At 55.5% G+C, this 16,397-nt stretch carries 15 protein-coding genes; 5 read left to right on the top strand and 10 right to left on the bottom strand.

Features of this window, described 5'->3' with window-relative positions; translation table 11 throughout:
• Positions 1-71: 71 nt before the first annotated feature.
• From C4S74_RS04075 to C4S74_RS04035, 9 genes are all read right to left on the bottom strand, one after another.
• Positions 72-1,151 carry an aromatic ring-hydroxylating dioxygenase subunit alpha gene (locus tag C4S74_RS04075; RefSeq protein ID WP_103994053.1) on the bottom strand — a complete coding sequence of 360 codons (1,080 nt, stop codon included), beginning with the start codon at positions 1,149-1,151 and terminating at the stop codon, positions 72-74.
• The gene (locus tag C4S74_RS04070) at positions 1,148-2,263 is read right to left on the bottom strand and encodes a GNAT family N-acetyltransferase (RefSeq protein ID WP_258042367.1); all 1,116 of its coding nucleotides are present in this window, start codon (positions 2,261-2,263) and stop codon (positions 1,148-1,150) included. The genes C4S74_RS04075 and C4S74_RS04070 overlap by 4 nt, the downstream gene beginning before the upstream one ends.
• A 97-nt stretch (positions 2,264-2,360) precedes the next feature.
• The gene (locus tag C4S74_RS04065) at positions 2,361-2,921 is read right to left on the bottom strand and encodes an SMI1/KNR4 family protein (protein ID WP_103994051.1); all 561 of its coding nucleotides are present in this window, start codon (positions 2,919-2,921) and stop codon (positions 2,361-2,363) included.
• A 72-nt stretch (positions 2,922-2,993) separates the two neighbouring features.
• Positions 2,994-4,295 carry an ATP-dependent carboxylate-amine ligase gene (locus C4S74_RS04060; protein WP_103994050.1) on the bottom strand — a complete coding sequence of 434 codons (1,302 nt, stop codon included), beginning with the start codon at positions 4,293-4,295 and terminating at the stop codon, positions 2,994-2,996.
• Positions 4,292-5,647: a F390 synthetase-related protein gene (locus C4S74_RS04055; protein ID WP_103994049.1), complete on the bottom strand. Its 1,356-nt coding sequence runs from the start codon at positions 5,645-5,647 to the stop codon at positions 4,292-4,294. The genes C4S74_RS04060 and C4S74_RS04055 overlap by 4 nt, the downstream gene beginning before the upstream one ends.
• Positions 5,644-6,489: an MBL fold metallo-hydrolase gene (locus C4S74_RS04050; RefSeq protein WP_103994048.1), complete on the bottom strand. Its 846-nt coding sequence runs from the start codon at positions 6,487-6,489 to the stop codon at positions 5,644-5,646. The genes C4S74_RS04055 and C4S74_RS04050 overlap by 4 nt, the downstream gene beginning before the upstream one ends.
• Positions 6,486-7,481 (bottom strand): NAD(P)-dependent oxidoreductase, encoded by a 996-nt coding sequence (locus tag C4S74_RS04045; protein ID WP_103994047.1) that lies wholly within the window; start codon positions 7,479-7,481, stop codon positions 6,486-6,488. Before C4S74_RS04045 ends, C4S74_RS04050 begins: the two co-directional genes overlap by 4 nt.
• Positions 7,405-8,655 (bottom strand): ATP-grasp domain-containing protein, encoded by a 1,251-nt coding sequence (locus C4S74_RS04040; RefSeq protein WP_103994046.1) that lies wholly within the window; start codon positions 8,653-8,655, stop codon positions 7,405-7,407. Before C4S74_RS04040 ends, C4S74_RS04045 begins: the two co-directional genes overlap by 77 nt.
• Positions 8,645-9,643 (bottom strand): beta-ketoacyl-ACP synthase III, encoded by a 999-nt coding sequence (locus tag C4S74_RS04035; RefSeq protein WP_103994045.1) that lies wholly within the window; start codon positions 9,641-9,643, stop codon positions 8,645-8,647. Before C4S74_RS04035 ends, C4S74_RS04040 begins: the two co-directional genes overlap by 11 nt.
• 308 nt (positions 9,644-9,951) lie before the next feature.
• Between C4S74_RS04035 and C4S74_RS04030 the strand changes: the two genes are divergently transcribed.
• From C4S74_RS04030 to C4S74_RS27240, 4 genes are all read left to right on the top strand, one after another.
• Positions 9,952-10,764 carry a DUF6492 family protein gene (locus tag C4S74_RS04030; protein WP_103994044.1) on the top strand — a complete coding sequence of 271 codons (813 nt, stop codon included), beginning with the start codon at positions 9,952-9,954 and terminating at the stop codon, positions 10,762-10,764.
• 56 nt (positions 10,765-10,820) lie between these two features.
• A complete protein-coding gene (locus C4S74_RS04025; RefSeq protein WP_103994043.1) occupies positions 10,821-12,224 on the top strand; it encodes a sugar phosphate nucleotidyltransferase in 1,404 nt (467 codons plus the stop codon).
• A gap of 160 nt (positions 12,225-12,384) precedes the next feature.
• Complete coding sequence (locus C4S74_RS04020) at positions 12,385-13,404, top strand: HNH endonuclease (protein ID WP_103994042.1); 1,020 nt, start codon at positions 12,385-12,387, stop codon at positions 13,402-13,404.
• Between the two features lie 66 nt (positions 13,405-13,470).
• Positions 13,471-13,995, top strand: a complete 525-nt coding sequence (locus C4S74_RS27240) for an SMI1/KNR4 family protein (RefSeq protein ID WP_103994041.1) — start codon at positions 13,471-13,473, stop codon at positions 13,993-13,995.
• A 230-nt stretch (positions 13,996-14,225) separates the two neighbouring features.
• Here C4S74_RS27240 and C4S74_RS04010 read toward each other — a convergent pair whose 3' ends face one another.
• A complete protein-coding gene (locus tag C4S74_RS04010; protein WP_103994040.1) occupies positions 14,226-15,083 on the bottom strand; it encodes an alpha/beta fold hydrolase in 858 nt (285 codons plus the stop codon).
• A 263-nt stretch (positions 15,084-15,346) separates the two neighbouring features.
• Between C4S74_RS04010 and C4S74_RS04005 the strand changes: the two genes are divergently transcribed.
• Entirely contained in the window at positions 15,347-16,288 is a 942-nt protein-coding gene (locus tag C4S74_RS04005; protein ID WP_103994039.1) for a YafY family protein, read from the top strand.
• The last annotated feature ends 109 nt before the right edge of the window (positions 16,289-16,397 follow it).

Genomic DNA, 16,397 nt, shown 5'->3' with positions numbered 1-16,397 from the left:
ATAACAACATTTATCTGAAATTCTGCGGATTTTAAAAGAAGAGCCGGATGTCGAATGCTCGAATGCAGAGCCTACACAAACAACTGGACCTTCTTCTCATAAGGAGCGTCGTATACTTTCCCTTTCATAAGCTGCTCCAGGTAAGGACGGATCAGGTCCGCCTGCGTGGAATGAAAGCTTTCGCCGCCCCAGCGTTCCAGGGCCCTCTGCTGGGTCTCGACGATCGCGATGTCCTGGTTTAGCGCTTTTTTCAGAAAAGGGGTAAGCAGCCGCTTCTTCAGCCCGTTCGTGAACCGGCCGCGCTTCATGGTAATGACCGCGTAAATATCCTGATAAGCGTAGGAAGTCGGTCTCATCACGGCGGTGATGAGCAGCGTTAAGCCTTTCTCGGAGGAATATTCTATCTGGGCGACACCCGGCATAAAGAACCGGCCGTAGCTCCGCTGCCTGTCCCGCTCGAACAAGCGCGAGATAAGACCGGCCTGCCCGGACTCGCCTGTATATTCGATCTCAACGGTGGCACCTTCCGCCCGGATGCGGGCGTTCACGGTCTGGCGACCGCTGTCCGTCCGGATGAGTCCCGCGTGGACATAGTGCGTGTGCGTGGCGTCCAGCAGGTTTTCCGCCGCGTTCAGCAGCGATCCCCGGACGGCCGTTTTCCAGACGAAGGAGTAGTACTCCGGGTCGTTCATAAACGGCAGGGACAAAGGCTCCGGACCGGGCATTCCATCCGGCTCCCCGGCGGCCTTCCCTTCACCGAGCCGGACCCAGACGAAGCCGTCCCGCTCACGCACGGCAACCGGAGACGCGTCCTGGTGCGGACCCGGCTTGAACGTGCACAGACCCGGCACCCGGGTGCATGTTCCGGTTCCGTCGAATTCCCACCCGTGGTAAGGGCAGACCAGCTTTCCCGCTTTCAGTCGCCCTCCCGACAGAGGCACATTCCGGTGCGGGCAGCGGTCCAGCAGGGCGTGTACGCCCTCCTCCGTGCGGAACAGGACGAGCGGCACGTCAAGCACCGTCAGCCCGAGCGGCTTGCGCTTCAGATCCTGCGACGGGCAGAGCGGCAGCCAGTGCTTTTCCAGCTCCGCGTACACGGCGGATTCCTTCGCGCCGTCCGTTTTGCTAACATCGTTCCTCGTCCGATTCATAACCGGTACTTCCTCATCACGGGTACCCCAACTCCATTCAAAAGTCGACTTAATCCGAGCCATACGGCCCGCCGCCTCAGCGGCAGATGCCGGATATAAACGGCGCTGTATTCGATGGCCGGGCTTCCTCCCCGGATACGCTTGAAATGCGCTGCGCCGGAGCTTAAATGCAGCAGCTTCGATTGTTCGGCCGCCCGGGTCAGCACCAGATTCATCAGCATCCGGTAAAGCCCGTCCTTCTGCGGAAGAGAGGTGTTGTAGCCGACCAGCGGCGCCGTGATGACGCCGGCTTTTTCGAAACAGCCGATCACACCCTGCAATATCCCCGAGCTGTCTCTCAAACCGCCGATCCGAAGCAGCCCGTGCTTATGGCAATTGGCGATATAAGCTTCCGTAAACCGCGGATTCAGCCGGGAATATTTACGGATGTACAAATCCTCGTAAAGCTCCACGATGCGCGGATAATCGGACGGTACAATCTCCTCGTGCCCCACAATCCGCAGCGGTGAGCGCCTGAGCAGCTTTTTGTCCCATACGTTGTTCGATTTGTGCATATAATCCGGCTCGCGCCCGTCGAAAAAGTACACCTGCCGGCTCGGAACGAAAATCCATCCCAGTTTCGTCAGATCCTTCATCAGCTGCGGATTGGTCACCTCATTCAGCGACCTGAAAATGATAGCATGCGACGGATAACGCTTCAGCAGACCGCCGGTCAGCTCACGGATATCCTCCCGCGGCAGTTCCTCGTACAAATTCGTGGAAAGCAGCCAGTTATTGACATGCACGTTCCGGTTGATCCGGGCGCCTTTCAGCAGCGGCGATAGGAAGCCTATCACTCCCCGCAATACGCTTTTCAGCAGCTCGCTCTTGAACAGCACCAGCTCTTCCAGCGCGTAGGACACGTAGGTCGAATAAGGCGAACAAACATAGGAGTTCTCGTACTCCGTTTCGTTCACCGTTACGGGAAGCAGCTGCTCTCCGGCCCGGACCAGTTCCATTGTCGTCCGCACGTTCCGGATATACGCTTCGGTGCCGCCGTCGATCAGCGGCTCTGTGTAGGCCCTCGTCATCTCGTTCGCCGGATGAGATTTCCCCGGGCCGCTTTCATTCACGGGAGTACACTCCTCAGCCCCGTTCAAATTATTCTGCTCCGCCTGCCATTCTTCTGTAGATTCAGCCGGCTGTGTCATTGAGTCCCTCCCCGGCCGTTCAGGTGTAACGGCTGTCTAATTCATCGTCCAGCGAGCTTCTTCCCCGGCACAGCTCCTCGAAGGAATCCGCCACCCGGACGCAGTCATCGTACCCCAGGCTGCCCGAATGCGCGGCAAGGATGGGATATTCGCCTTTCACCGGCGCTTGTCTCATATCGAAAAGATAATGGTTTCCGCAGCCGTCCATCGCAAAAGAAACGGACAAAGGCATATATTCGGGCAGCTCGTACGCCAGGTTCATTTCCCGGAAGTCGGATGTGGAGAAAAATTGGAAATATCGTTCCCCGTTCTGAAATTCTCCTCCGTCCGAGTAGCGCAATAAATCCGCATACGCGTGCGGCAGTTCCCCCTGCGGCATACGCCATCCGGCGGGATCGATCGGGATGTAGGAATCGTAAAAGGGCGAGTTCGCCGGAAAAGGATTTTTCTGTCTTGCGGCGATCTCTTCAGTTTCGTCTTCCGTCAGGGGAAGCTTCCAATTCCGAAGGAACATCTCCAAAATTTCTTCCCGCGCCCCCGCTCGTTTTACAAACGTTTCGTCAAAAGTATAGTCCCGCACCGGCGGCACCTCCCGTTCCGTTATAGGTTTTGCGGTTAAAAAAGGTTCTTAAGCGCATCAGGCATCAGACCTTCACTTCAAATCTTCGCCGTCCCATTCGATGTCGGCCGTTGCCGCATCCTTAAAAGCGACCCGCTTCCGCAGCGAGTCGAAAACCGTTTCGGCCAGACTGCCTCCATGCAGCAATGGCACCCACGGGTCTTCCCGGCTGAAAAGCACATCCCGTCCGCTGCGGAAATCGCTCAGCCACCGCGCGATTCCGGAGAGCCCAAAGCCGTGGTAAAAGGGATTTCCCAGCATGGCATACCCGATCATCCGGGGAGCTTCCGCGGACTCGGGGTTTGCTGGGTTTGCCGGGTTTGACGGGCTTGCCCGCCCGGCCGATCCTGCCGGTCGGTTGTCCGGCGCATGATGTGATGATAATTCGCCAGGTTTCCACCCGCAATATACAGCCCCAGGAGCAGCGCCTTCCTCCAAAAACTTCTCCGCGGTTGTTTCCGGAACTGCTTCTCGCATTCCGCCGAACGGCTTCATCAGCCCCGCGGTGCCGGCGAGATGCAGCCCGCTCGTCGCCCGCGGGTTGCATTCGAGCACATGCAGGGTCCCGTCCTTTTCCTCTATGTAGTCAAACGCCACATGCCCTGTAAAATCGAGCTTGCGGACCAGTTCGGCCGCAAAGCTGTCGATTTTCTCGCGGTGTACCGGCTTGAAGTAATAGCCGGAAGCCTGGCCGAGCCGGTACAGCGGCTCGTAGGAGCCGGAGGCCGTGATTTTGCCGTCCGCGGCCAAGTGATAGCTGCACAGCTCCCGGCCGCGGACATACCTCTGCGCGATCCAGGGGCGCTCCACGGACGGCGCAAATCCCGCCGGAAGCCGGGACGGAGCCAGAAGCGCCTCCGAAGCGAAGCGGCTGTACACCGGCTTGAACGCGAAAGCGGAAGGATCGCCGAGTTCTTCAAGCCGGGCGGCGGACGTGAGCAGCTTCGTCGCGGGAGTTTTCACGGACTTTCCTTCCGTATGCAAGGAAAATGTCCACTTGTTGTGCAGCGATTTCAGCACGTCGAAATCGTCGCAGAACACGCGGCAGTATCGGGCCAGTTCTTCCCGGCCATGAGCGATATAGAAGATTTCCTCACTCGTGGGCAGAAGCAGATCGATTCCGGCCGTCCGGATAACGGCCGACAGCGCGTCAATAAACTCCCGGTATCCTTCTCTCGGTGAAGGAATATGGAAAAACTTTTTCACCGCCCGTGAACCGCGGCAGACCGGAAATTTTACACTGTCTGCGGCAAAAACATTCCACCCGCAGGCACGAAACCGTCTCGCCAGATCCAGAGCCGTGTAGGAGCGGCAGCCTGTGAGAAGCACATTCATCTTCTGACGTTCCTCTCTTCGTCGGCCCCCCTACCCTTCTCCACGGAAAAAGCGCGCTCAATTCTACGCAATTTCGTTAACCCCGGCTGAAACGAGTAAGGCGTAAACGTAATTTCGGGAGGCAGGCAGCCATGCTGCCCGAAAATGCCGGTCAGTTCCCGCCGGAGCGCTCCTGTGACGTCCGGCGCTCCTTCTTTTGTGCGGACTGATACTTCCAGACTTTCCGGACCGAGCTGGACGACTTTGTACTCGGTTATTTCGTCCGAAGCCATCATAACCGCCCGCCGGATAAAATCCGGAAAGAGGGGAACGTCTCCGCCCACCTCCGTACTCCGGCCGAAGAATAAATCGTCCGCGCGTCCGCTGACGGATTCGACCGCCGTGAACACCGAACCGCAGGGACAAGGCTCATCCCGGAGCGTGAGCAGATCGTTCAGCCGGTAGCGAATGATGGGCTGGGATGTACGCGAGAAATCCGTAATCACCGGCATGAACGTCCGCCGCTCCGCATCCACATACTCCCGCTGGATCACGGCGATATCCTCGTTGAGATGCAGCGTCCCGTGTTCGCACGTCGCGCCCAGAAACCCTTCGGTGCACTGGTAAATCTGGTGCAGCCGGGTACCGAAAACATGCTCGATCACCTGCCGGTCAATCGGCTCCAGCACTTCCGCGACGGAAATGATCTTGTCCGGCGCAATCGCCAATTCCCCCCGCCGCTTCGCTTCCGCCAGCAGCCGGAGCATGGACGGCGGAGCGATCAGAAGGGTCGGCTGCAGCCCGCCGAGCCGCTCGATATGCTCCCGGACCGGGCGGATCATGTCGAAGAAGCTGAACCGGATTCTCCGTGACTGTACCGTCTGGTACAGGTTGCTGTCCGCGCGGAGAAAGAAGGCGATCCGGTGCTTGCGCAGCAGAGAGCCCGGCAGCGCCTTTGCCAGTGCGGCCCCTGCCCACGCCGCTCTTTCCCCGGCGCTGACGATGAACAGCCCGCGGCTGCCCGACGTGCCGGAGGAGAGCCCGACGGTAACGCCGTTTAGCTCGGGGGTAAAGTCGCGTTCGCGCTCCGCCTGAAGTGCCGCATGGAGCGCTTCGTCCTTCGTGATGCCCGCTGTGTTCAGCTCGTCGAAGCCGTCCATCATGGCCGCCTTGTCGATAGTCGGCCATTCACGCCAGTTTTCAAGCGGAAGACCGTCATACAGGCGGGCGTAGAATGGCGACTTGCGCCGGGTTTCTTCGAGAAAAGCGCGGACTCGCGCATTTTGCCACGCTTCAAGATGTTCCCGGCTTTTCCATCTATGTTTGTTCCATTTGGTCAAAGCGTATTGTTTAAGCAGCAGGGCGAGTTTCACGGGAGTTCAATGCCCTCCTTTCCGCAAAGTTCCCACGCTTCCGCGCAATGGGTAAAAAGAAGGCGCATCCCCGGCTGCCTGCGCTGCAGCTCGACGAGATTGCCGAAAGTGCGTTTGTAGTCCCGCCTACCGTCGAACAAAATAAAAGCGGGCGGACTGGGCAGCCGGTTCTCCCGGACGGCCTGCGCCGACCAGCTTGCGTCCGCGCCGAGCAGCACGGGGGTTCCGTCCGTTCCTCTGAGGAAAACGCCGATCTGGTGCGCGGCATGGCCGGAAAGATCCACGGCGGTCACGCTTCCGTCGCCAAACAGGTCCCGGCCCCGTTCGAACGGGCGGCACACGGCCGGCAGGTCCGCTTCCGGGCACTGTTCCACCCAGCTCGCCCGGGCCTCGAAATCCGGCGGAATCAGGTCCGGAAGCACCGCCCTTTTTACCGCGGCCAGCCCTTTTAAAGCAGCGACCGATTCGTAGCCCGCTTTGGAGCAGATTAACTTCGCGTTCGGAAAGTCTCCCAGCCCGCAGATGTGATCTCCATGAAAATGCGAAATAATGACCGAAGTCACATCCTCCGGAACGTATCCGGCCGCCTTTACATGCTCTGCCGCGGACAGATATCCCTCCGTATCTACCGGAGTCGTCCAGCGGTAGAGGGCATAAGGCAGCCGCCTCGTCGCCTCCGCAAACCGCGGGGAATATCCCGTGTCAAACAAAATTAACCCTTCGGAAGGATGCTCTATCATAGCAAAAAGACCCGGAAACGCGATGGACTTCCATTTCCCTCCGCGCATAGACAAACTCTCCAGCTGTTTGCATGTACCTGTGCAGTGCATCGTCAGTTTCATGCTCGTTCCTCCTGTTCCTTCCACCACCGGCTGAAGCGCCGGATACCGTCAGCGACGGACACCGGGGGCCTGTAGTCGAGCTCACGCTGCGCTTTGGATATATCCAGCGTCTGGCTGAAAGCGAGCAGCGCTACCGTGTATCTCGTGAGCATCGGTTCTTTGCGCACGAAAGGAAGCGCCGCGAAGGCTTCCATTGCCGCGGCGGCACCGTATGCGGCCGGATACGGTATTTTCCTCGCGCGGAAGGGCATTTCCAGCAGCCGGAAAAGCTCCTCCAGCAGCTCGTACACATAAACGGGCTCGCCGTTGGTGATGTTATACTTCCGCCCGTCGCAGGCTTGATCGGCGCGCGCGCAGCACAGAAGCGCTTCCGTCACGTTGTCGATGTAAGTGACATCCATAAATGCGCGTCCGCCGCCGAAAACCGGCACGAACTTCTCCTCGTTGGCGCGCAGCAGCCGCGGGAAAATCGCCGTGTCTCCGGGTCCGAAGAGCCCTCTCGGGCGGATCGTGATTACCGGGAGCCCGGCTTTATGGGCGGCATCGAGTTCGTTTTCCGCCAGACGTTTCGTCTGTGCGTAGCCGTTGACGCCTCTTAGCGGCAGGGGTTCTTCTTCGGAGATTCCCAGTCGGTCCCGGTAATCGAAATAGATCGACGGCGTCGACACGTAGATCAGCCGTCGGACGCCGTGCTCCATGCACCCCCGGATGATCTGCCGCGTCCCCGTCACATTGGAGGTGTAAAAGTCCCGGTAAGCCCCCCACGGAGCGGACATCGCTCCGCAGTGAAAAACAAGCTCGTGGCCCCGTACGGCTGCCGGCATCTCCTCAGACGCCAGGTCCATCCGCAGGAAGCCGGCTCCTTCCAGCATAAGTCTTCTTCCCGCTTCCGGGTTGCGACCTATCGCCGTCACTTCATAGCCTTCCTCCAGCAGGCGGCGCACCAGATTTCCTCCGAGAAAACCTGTCGCCCCCGTCACCAAAGCTTTCATAGCAACCATTCCATTCGATGTCGTATGTGGTCATTTCTTTAAGCGGCACGCGTTTTGCCCGCGCCTCTCTCCATAAGTCCAGCAAAATCCGCCCTTGGGCAAGGGCAGGCCCCCAATCGCCCGGGCTGAAAATCACATCCCTGCCGCGCGCAAGGCTGGCGATCCAGTGACGGAACCCGGCGGGCGTACGGTCCGCGGCCGCTCCGTACATCAGCATCGCGGCGGTAATCATGGCGGGACGGCCGCCGGGAGAAGGCGTTACAACCGTTTCCGAGCAGTCCAGCAGAGCCCGGTCTATCCCCTCTTCGGGCGTAAAAAGATGAAGCCCGCTCGTTGCCCGCGGATTGCACTCCAGCGGATAGATAACCCCGGCTTCAGTGACGATAAAGTCAAACGCGATTTGTCCCGTAAATCCGGTTTCGCGGACAAATCGCTCCACCCATCCGTAAAGATCCTGCCGGCCGCACGATTTAAAATAAATACCGGCCCCGCGCCCCGCCGTATAATCGGGGGCATAATCCGCATAGGCGGTCAGGCGGCCTTCATGGGCAATCGCATAGGTGCAGTACTCCCGTCCTTCGACGAAATGCTGGGCAACCCACGGGTTCTTCTGCGAAACGTCAATCCGGGGCATATCTTCTCCCGGACTGTACAGGCGCACGTGGTTCGCAAATCTGGAGTAAACGGGCTTCAGTACCCATTTACGGCCGTCATCCTTTTCCGGAAGCGCGCGAAATTCCTCCTCCGTTTCCAACAGAATCGTATGAGGTGCCGGCAGCCCCATGGCCTCAACCAGCCGGATAAAAGACGCTTTGTCGTGAAGCGCGGTCAGTTTGGCGAAGCTGTCGGTCAGCACGGTGCAGCCGTGGAGCCGGTCCTTGATGGCCGCAATGTAATAGATCTCTTCGCATGTCGGGATCAGCAGATCGATGCGCTGTTCCCGGACGACGGTTTGCAGCGCTTCCGCAAACGCGTCCGGATTTTCCCGCGGCCCCGGAATGCGGGTAAATTTCTCTATGCAGCGGGAAAAGCGCAGCAGAGGGCTCCCCAGACTTTCCGCCGCGCAAATCGTATGGCCGAGGGCGGAAAGCTGGCGGGCCAAATCCAGTGCGGCGGGCGCCCGGCCTCCGGTAATCAGGATGCGGAGGCTCTCCGGCTTCTTCCTAATACTCAAGGAGAAGCCCGCCCAGGGACAGTCCGGCCGAGATGCCGATAACGGCCGTCAAATCCCCGCGCTTCAGCCTGCCCAGCCGGACCGCTTCATGCAGGCCCATCGGCAGCGAGGCGGCAATCATATTGCCGTGATGTTCGATGATGTTCATCAGCTTGCCGTCCGGGATTTGCAGCTTTCGCTGCAAAAGCCTCATCGCCATGGCGCTTCCCTGATGGGGAATGACGAGGCCGACGTCTTCCATCGTGACACCGCCTTCTCCGAACAGCTTTTTCAGAAAATGGGGAAGCAGCTTCGACGTTTTCTTAAACAGGGCTTCCCCCTGCATATCAAACAGGAAATCATCTATTCGCTCCGGTTTGTAAGCGATCGACGGCAGCTTGGAGCCGCCCCCTCTCACCTCGGAGAGCGCCGCACCGGAGCCGTAGGTTTCTATCCGGGAAGCCAGGATACCCGAGCTTTCGCCCGCAGGGGTTCGCCCGACTACTACGGCGGCCGCTCCGTCCCCGAACAGAATCGCGCTTTCGGACTGGCTGTAATTCAGGCCGACCGAGGCGATTTCCGGGGCCACCAGCAGAACGCGCTCATACCGCCCCGCGTCGATCAGGTAGGAAATCAGATCCAGACCGGCAAGAAACGACAGGCAGGTGGAGTTGACGTCGAGACACGGAATGCCCGAATCGCCCAGTCCCATCTCGCTTTGAATAAGCGCCGCCGTACATGGAATGGGCTGTTCCGGCACCGCATTCGTGCAAATAATACAGTCGAGCCGGCCCGCTTCAAGACCGGCGTCCGCCAGTGCCGCGAAGGCGGCCTTCGCTCCCATCTGCGACACACTTTCGTTTTCGGCGTAATGCCTGACCTTAACGCCCGATTTTTTATATACCCAGCCCTCGGGTTTGCCGAGTTTTGCATCCAAATCTTCCGCGGTTACCCGCTTTTCCGGCAGATAGGCTCCTGTTCCCAAGATTTTTACTTGTCTAGTTTTCATGGTGTTTCCGTCACTTTCCGTTTATTTGCAAGCTTCCCGCACCCCGACCGCTCCCGCCCCCGGGCGAAAACATAAAAGGACCCGATGCAGGCAGCGAGTCGAATTGACCTAGGTCTTTAGTATCACATTCGACATTTCGCCGCATTTTCCTGCTTTAGTTAATGTCGATAAGGATTCTCTTATCCCGCCTCCGCCCTCTTTTGTCTATGAAAGAAAGAAGTAGACGGTGACACAAACGGGTTGGACCGCCCTCGCATATCTTACTGCATGACTATCGATAGATTTTGATAAATGGAGATGAAGCAAGAATGAGCGAAGCTTCCGGAAGCGGCAGAACACCCATCGATGTGCTGATCCCGGCTATCGACAAAGATTTGGAAACTCTCCCCTTCGTAATCGACGGCCTCCGCCGGCATGTCAAGCATCCGATCGGCAGCATTTATATCGTTTCGCCCGACAGTCCCCGGATCAAAAAACTTTGTAAGGTTAAGAAATGCAAGTTTGTTCATGAAAATTCCGTTCTTCCTTTGACGAAAAAAGACATCCGCTACCGTTCCAAACGGTGGGACCGTTCCGGCTGGCTGTATCAGCAGCTGCTTAAGCTGAACGGCGATAAAATTTGCGGCAACCGCTATTTCCTCGTCACCGATGCGGATACCGTGCTTATACGCCCTCACCGGTTTCTGGAAAACGGCAAACAGGTGTTTTTTACCCGGAATTGGAGCCACGCCGAATATTTCCGCATTCATGCCAAGCTTCTGGGGCAGAAAGCCACCTCCCGCCCTTCCTATGTCAATCACTATATGCTCTACGACAAAATCAAGCTTTCCCGTCTGAAAAAAGCGATCTCGGCCCGTCACAAAATGCCGTGGTACAGAGCCATTCTCAAAAACCTGAACACCGCCAAGCAGTTCGGTTTTTCCGAATTCGAAACGTACGGCAACTTCGTTCGTGCCCGGTATCCGGGTACTTCCCTGTTAAAACCCGCCCGCAACAAGGAGTTCAAAAAAAGCATCCGGTTCGTCCCGCACAGCGAAAGGGAGAAATGGGCCGGCAAATTCCGCTCACTCTCGTTTCATAAACGCGGAGGCTACTATTTCAAAGCCAAGAAGGCCAAGTAACGCCCGGCGCCCGGTTATTTTTCTGACCGGAATTTTTCAGACAAGGAGGAAGAGCCGTGAAAATCATTTTGCTGTCGGGGGGATCCGGCAAAAGGCTTTGGCCGCTGTCCAACGAAATCCGGTCCAAAACGTTTCTAAAGCTGTTACCGGCGCCGGACGGCGGCAGGGAATCCATGCTGCAGCGGGTATGCAGACAGCTGGACGAGGCGGGTCTGCTCAGTTCGACATCTATCGTTACCCACTTCAGCCAGCTTGAAATCGTCAAGAGCCAGATCGGCGAAAACATCCCCGTTCTGGCTGAGCCGTACAAGAGGGGTACCTTCACGGCCATCGGCCTCGCCAGCCTGTATCTTCACGCTCAAGGCGCAAGCCCCGATGAAATTATCTGCTTTATGCCGGCCGATCCTTTCGTGGACGCCGCTTTCTTCGAGCAGGTCGCCTCTCTTCCTTCTGTGCTCGCGAAGTCCGGTGCCCGCATGGCTCTGATCGGCACCAAACCGTCCTTCCCGTCCACCCAGTACGGGTATATCGTACCGGCAGCCGCACCGGACGGGGAGAAAGCGCCCTATCTGCCCGTGGCGAAATTCGCGGAAAAGCCGGACGAACAGGGCGCTGCGGCGCTCTTGTCGCGGGGAGCTCTGTGGAACAGCGGCGTGTTCGCTTTCGCGAATTCTTTTATGCTGAAAGTGTTGGCATCGCATGGTTTGCCAAGCAGCTGCGAGGATCTGCTCAGCTTGTACGGCGGGCTGCCGGAACTGAGCTTTGACGAGGAAGTCGTCGAGAAGACGGAGCCCATCGTCGTCCTTCCGTACGAAGGCAGGTGGGATGACCTGGGGAACTGGGAGGCGCTTGCTCCGCATCTGGAAAGCCGGGCCGTCGGCCCCGGGGAAGTATCGGACGATTCGGCGGACACGCACATCGTCAACGAGCTTGCCTCCCCCGTCCATGTCATCGATGTATCGGGGATTATCGTGGCGGCAAGCGCAGACGGAATTCTCGTTGCCAGCAAAGCCGGCAGCAGCCGGATCAAGCAAATCAATCCGGGCAAAGACCGCACCCCCATGTACGAGGAGTACAGGTGGGGCACCGTCACTACGCTCGGCCGTACGGAGGACGGCGCAGACGCGGAAGCGGTAATTCGCCGGATCACCCTGCTGCCCGGCAAATCTTTCCCTTACCGGACCCATGACAACGCGAAAAAAAGCTGGACACTGCTGTCCGGTTCCGGCCGGATGATAATGGACGGGCATTTAACCGGCGTCAAAGCCGGGGACGTCTTTCATCTGGAAGCCGGAACAGGGCATGCCCTGCTGGCGGATTCCTCAGGCCCCCTTGAGCTGATCGAGATCGAGTTCGGTCCGGACGAACAAAAACCTGCGCAGGCCGCCCCTTCCTTATCTTGGGAAGAAGCGCTGCTGCTGTGCAAGAATGTCAGGGAGACCGGTTCGGGAAATGAATGAAGCCATCTTCGGGGATGGCTTTTTTTTATTTATCTTTGAACATTTCAGTTTAGGTATTGATATTTTAATTTACATATTTTATATTAAATTACAAATATTGGTGGAGGTGATTTATAATCTTTCTTTTATTTTTGACAGAAAAATTTAAGGAGGTATTAGCTTGAAAAATTTATTTGCCTTTGTATTGATCATTACCTTGGTTATTAGTCTGTCATCACCGATGTATGCTGAGCAAGCACCTCCCTACACAACAAATGACAATCAAATTTTAGAAAAAGAGGACAAGAAAGCAAAAGAACAATTAAAAGCTCTTCACCAGCTTGGTTATCTTGATAAAGATTATACTAACGAGTTACTTACCAACTATGAGCCTGAAGCCATAAAAAAATATAAAGGCAACTTAGAAGTATTGAAGCAAGGTACCTACTTAGTAGCCTTTGACACCAAAACTAAAAAGCAAATCTCGGATGTTCAAAGTATTATCGAGGCCGGAAAAACTACATCACTAATATCTCCCCAGAAATCAAGCCTTGCTTTCTTTTCAGTAAAATTTTATTTTGTGGTAGGTAATCCAGACACTACAAGTGCCGAAATCGTTAATACTGGCACAGTAACTAAGTGTTGGGGCGTTGGCTGTCCTAAAGAATATGAAGTTAGGTTGAAAATGCTTGTATCAACAAATCAATCTGGTTATTATGGAGTATATTCCCAACAATCTGAAGATGCCAAAGTATTAGAAGATGTTGTTGATATTGAAAAAATCTATAATACGCATTTTTGGAAATATGACAATATAATTTATGCTGAAAAAGACCCAAATTGGCCGGCAGGCTCGGAATCAGGGGGCGCCTTTCTTTTAAACAGAAAAGGGGCCAGTTATCCACTTAACTATTCTGATCCACAGTCTGGAATAAAATTATATGTCCCTCCGACAGATCTTCCCATTAATCCCATAGACAGATCAAGTGACTATCGATCAAAATTCGAAAGTCATTACGTACAAAGTTGGGGAAATCCGTACAAGTTTTCATGGAATCAGGTTGAGATCCACCACATGAAGCCTTTAAAATATGGAGGAAGCAATGATGTGTATAATTTAATTCCACTTATGAATTATAACAATTCGTCTAGCAGTATTCTGAAACATTCACAATTAACAAGCTGGTGGGCCTCATACTAACTTGCACAAGGAGGAAGACATCTTCCTCCTTGTATTTCACTCAACTACAGATAGAGGAGAATCCGAATGCAAACTCTGCTCGAAAAAACTCTCGGGAGCTTAAAAGCCAGATGCCGGCAAAGCTCCGTTTTTACACAGCAAAACAGAGACGGCTGTATTACGGAGACGGTATGTTCTTTCGAGCCTCCGAACCCCCCGGATGCGGTCACTAAATTTTTTACAAAAAATCACTGGGCCTTGCCGGACGATTATAGACTTTTCTTGGAGCTTCATAACGGAGCCGGGTTATTTCGGAATGCGGATTCTCAAAGCGGCGGGTTAGATTTGCTAAGTCTTGACCATATAGCTGCCGTGAGAAAAGAGTACGGCTATCTGTTTGCAAAAGGAAGCTACCCCGTTGCGTTTCTAAACGCCGCCGTTCTTTTTATCCGGTCGGAGGATGTACGGCAAGGAAAGCCGGCGTATTTGTACTGGCAGGATTGCAATGATGATACGCCACTTAACCTGAAGGCTTCTTTCGAAACATGGCTGGACTTGTTTGTGGTCTCTCAGGGGTCGGAGTACTGGCTTTGGCCGGGTTTTAAAGCATGAAAAAGGAAGAAAGGCATATCTCGCCCTTCTTCCTTTTCTTATGTTTTTTCCTTTTATAAGAAAGTTCACTTAGGTTCTGCATAATTCACTTACTTACTGCGGTGCCCACTGGCCTATGATGCCGGGAAATTTTCTTGCTTCTGTCTTGCCTTATCTTGTTTTTGTGCTTTCGCCGCATGCCAGCCTTTCGGTCACTTCATCTGGAGGCGATATGCCTTGCTTTTCCACGTCTAGTCTTTCACTAACCCATTCTTGTTCACGTTCCCGCTTTCGCCCAGACCGTCGAGAAATTGTTTCACAACGGCATAATACCCGTCGGGATCGTCGGAATGAACTCCATGGCCGCAATGTTCAAAAATCTCAAGCGAAGTATTCGGCCTCCGGGATTTCATCAGCTCCGCGTGTTCGGCGTTCATGACAAAGCTTTTTTTACCGTGAATGAGCAGAATCGGGCATGTCGAAGCCAGCCAGTCTTCCCACCACTGTCCGTTGCTGTTTTCCTGGGAAGCCTTCATTCCTTTCAAATCGGTCCGGAATCCCCAGCCTCTCTCATCCTCAAACACGCTTTCCGAAAAATAATCGATGGCTCTAAGTCCCTGCCGTGCCAGCGAATCTCTCAAATCCCCCAGGGTCGCGGAACGTTCGGGAAGCTTGTCCGCAAAAGAAAGGTCGGCGTGAATTTCCGCCCCTACGTCTTCGACAATTACGGCCCGGACATACTCGGGGTATCGCGCAGCGAACTGATAAGCGTTGATGCCGCCCAGCGAGTGGCCCAGCATAACAACGGGCTGGCCGCCAAGCTCCTGACGGACCAGATTCAGAATATCGGTAACGTAGCTTTCCCGGGAATAATCCGTATCGGCCGGATGTCCGCTCCAGCCGTGCCCCCGCTGATCGAGACCGATCACTCTCCACTCTTTTTTAAGGCGGGAGGCCAGGTCCGCAAATGTCCCGGCATCGTTCATATGTCCGTGCAGCAGCAGCAGGACCGGTTTATCGTCCCCACCGTAATCCACGTAAGAAAGCTCATTGGCTCCCGATCTGAAATAGCGGCGTTCTGCGGATAATTGTTCTTTGGCATGTTCCATCTTGTAATCTCCTCTTTCTCGTTCAAATTTTATTGATTTTCTTCGATGACCGTTTGGTAAGCGTAAATATGCGGGCTGAAACCATGCGATTATCGCGTTACTGTCCATTGCGGAAAACTTTGCATGGCCGCTACCTCTTTTTTCCCGGCCTGTACGGGCGCTTCTGTATGCCCCTTAAAGCGTTTCTCTGGACTTTGTACTCAGTATATCGCATAATAGTGACAACTATTGTCATAATTAAAAAAGTCGATGGAGGCTGCCCGATGTCCAAATCAAAACGCCTCATGGAACTGATGTTGACCGTAAACCGGAAGCGCAAGTTTACGGTAGGAGAGCTCGCGCGCGAATTCGGCGTCTCGCAGAGAACGATTTTAAGGGATTTGCAGGAACTGGGCGAATTGGGGGTTCCCCTTTATTCGGAGGTCGGTCCGCACGGCGGGTATCAAGTGCTGAGGGAAAGACTGCTGCCTCCTATCGCCTTTACCGAGGAAGAAGCCGTTTCTATCTTTTTCGCCGTTCACGCTCTCCGGCACTATTCCTCCCTCCCGTTTGAAGCAAAGTCTTCCGCCGCCTTGAAAAAGTTTTACGCATTTTTGCCCGAAGATGTCCGCGAACGTATCGATCAAATGAAAAATCGGGTAGATTTCATTACACCGGTGCGAAACGCTCCGGCTCCTTTCTTGTCTGTTCTGCTCGACGCGGCCGTACGGCAGAACGTTCTGCTCATCCGGTACGAAGCCCGGGAAAAAAACTCCGACCGTGAAATTCAGCCGATCGGCATTTACACAAGAAACGGGCTGTGGTACTGCTCCGCCTATTGCCGCCTGTCGGAAGGGATGCGCGTATTCCGGTGCGACCGCATCCATTCGGCCGTGCCTTCGGCGGCTGAACCGCTGGATCTCCGCCATGTTCATCTCGAAAATAAGGTGTCTGCGGAACATAAAAGGCGGGACGAGGTGCCGGTATTCGCGGAGCTGACCCGTGAAGGGGTCGAGGCGTGCGAAGCGGAGCCATGGCCGGAGCCCAGGCTTACGGTCCGCGAAGACGGCTCCGGCTGGCTTCACGGAACCGTTTCGAAGGAGGATGTACCCTACTTCGCGAAGTTTTTTATCGGCTTGGGCAGCGAAGCAGCCGTTGAGCGTTCACCCGAGCTTCTGGCGGAAATGAAAGCCCTGCTTTCCCGGCTGCTCGGTAAATACAGCTGATCGCCGGGCGCTCAGACGCTAGGCGTGCTGACGCTAGGCGTGCTGACGCTAGGCGTGCTGACGCTAGGCGTGCTGACGCTAGGCGTGCTGACGCTAGGCGTGCTGACGC

The sequence above is a fragment of the Paenibacillus sp. UNC499MF genome (genome assembly GCF_900107975.1).
GTDB lineage: Bacteria > Bacillota > Bacilli > Paenibacillales > NBRC-103111 > Paenibacillus_F.
Note: the sequence above shows the minus strand (reverse complement) of the source record. Positions and strands in the feature narration are given on the sequence as shown.

Coding starts and splice junctions, on each gene's coding strand:
- C4S74_RS04075 (WP_103994053.1), bottom strand. CDS start 1,151: ATGAATCGGACGAGGAACGATGTTAGCAAAACGGACGGCGCGAAGGAA.
- C4S74_RS04060 (WP_103994050.1), bottom strand. CDS start 4,295: ATGAATGTGCTTCTCACAGGCTGCCGCTCCTACACGGCTCTGGATCTG.
- C4S74_RS04050 (WP_103994048.1), bottom strand. CDS start 6,489: ATGAAACTGACGATGCACTGCACAGGTACATGCAAACAGCTGGAGAGT.
- C4S74_RS04045 (WP_103994047.1), bottom strand. CDS start 7,481: ATGAAAGCTTTGGTGACGGGGGCGACAGGTTTTCTCGGAGGAAATCTG.
- C4S74_RS04035 (WP_103994045.1), bottom strand. CDS start 9,643: ATGAAAACTAGACAAGTAAAAATCTTGGGAACAGGAGCCTATCTGCCG.
- C4S74_RS04030 (WP_103994044.1), top strand. CDS start 9,952: ATGAGCGAAGCTTCCGGAAGCGGCAGAACACCCATCGATGTGCTGATC.
- C4S74_RS27240 (WP_103994041.1), top strand. CDS start 13,471: ATGCAAACTCTGCTCGAAAAAACTCTCGGGAGCTTAAAAGCCAGATGC.
- C4S74_RS04010 (WP_103994040.1), bottom strand. CDS start 15,083: ATGGAACATGCCAAAGAACAATTATCCGCAGAACGCCGCTATTTCAGA.
- C4S74_RS04005 (WP_103994039.1), top strand. CDS start 15,347: ATGTCCAAATCAAAACGCCTCATGGAACTGATGTTGACCGTAAACCGG.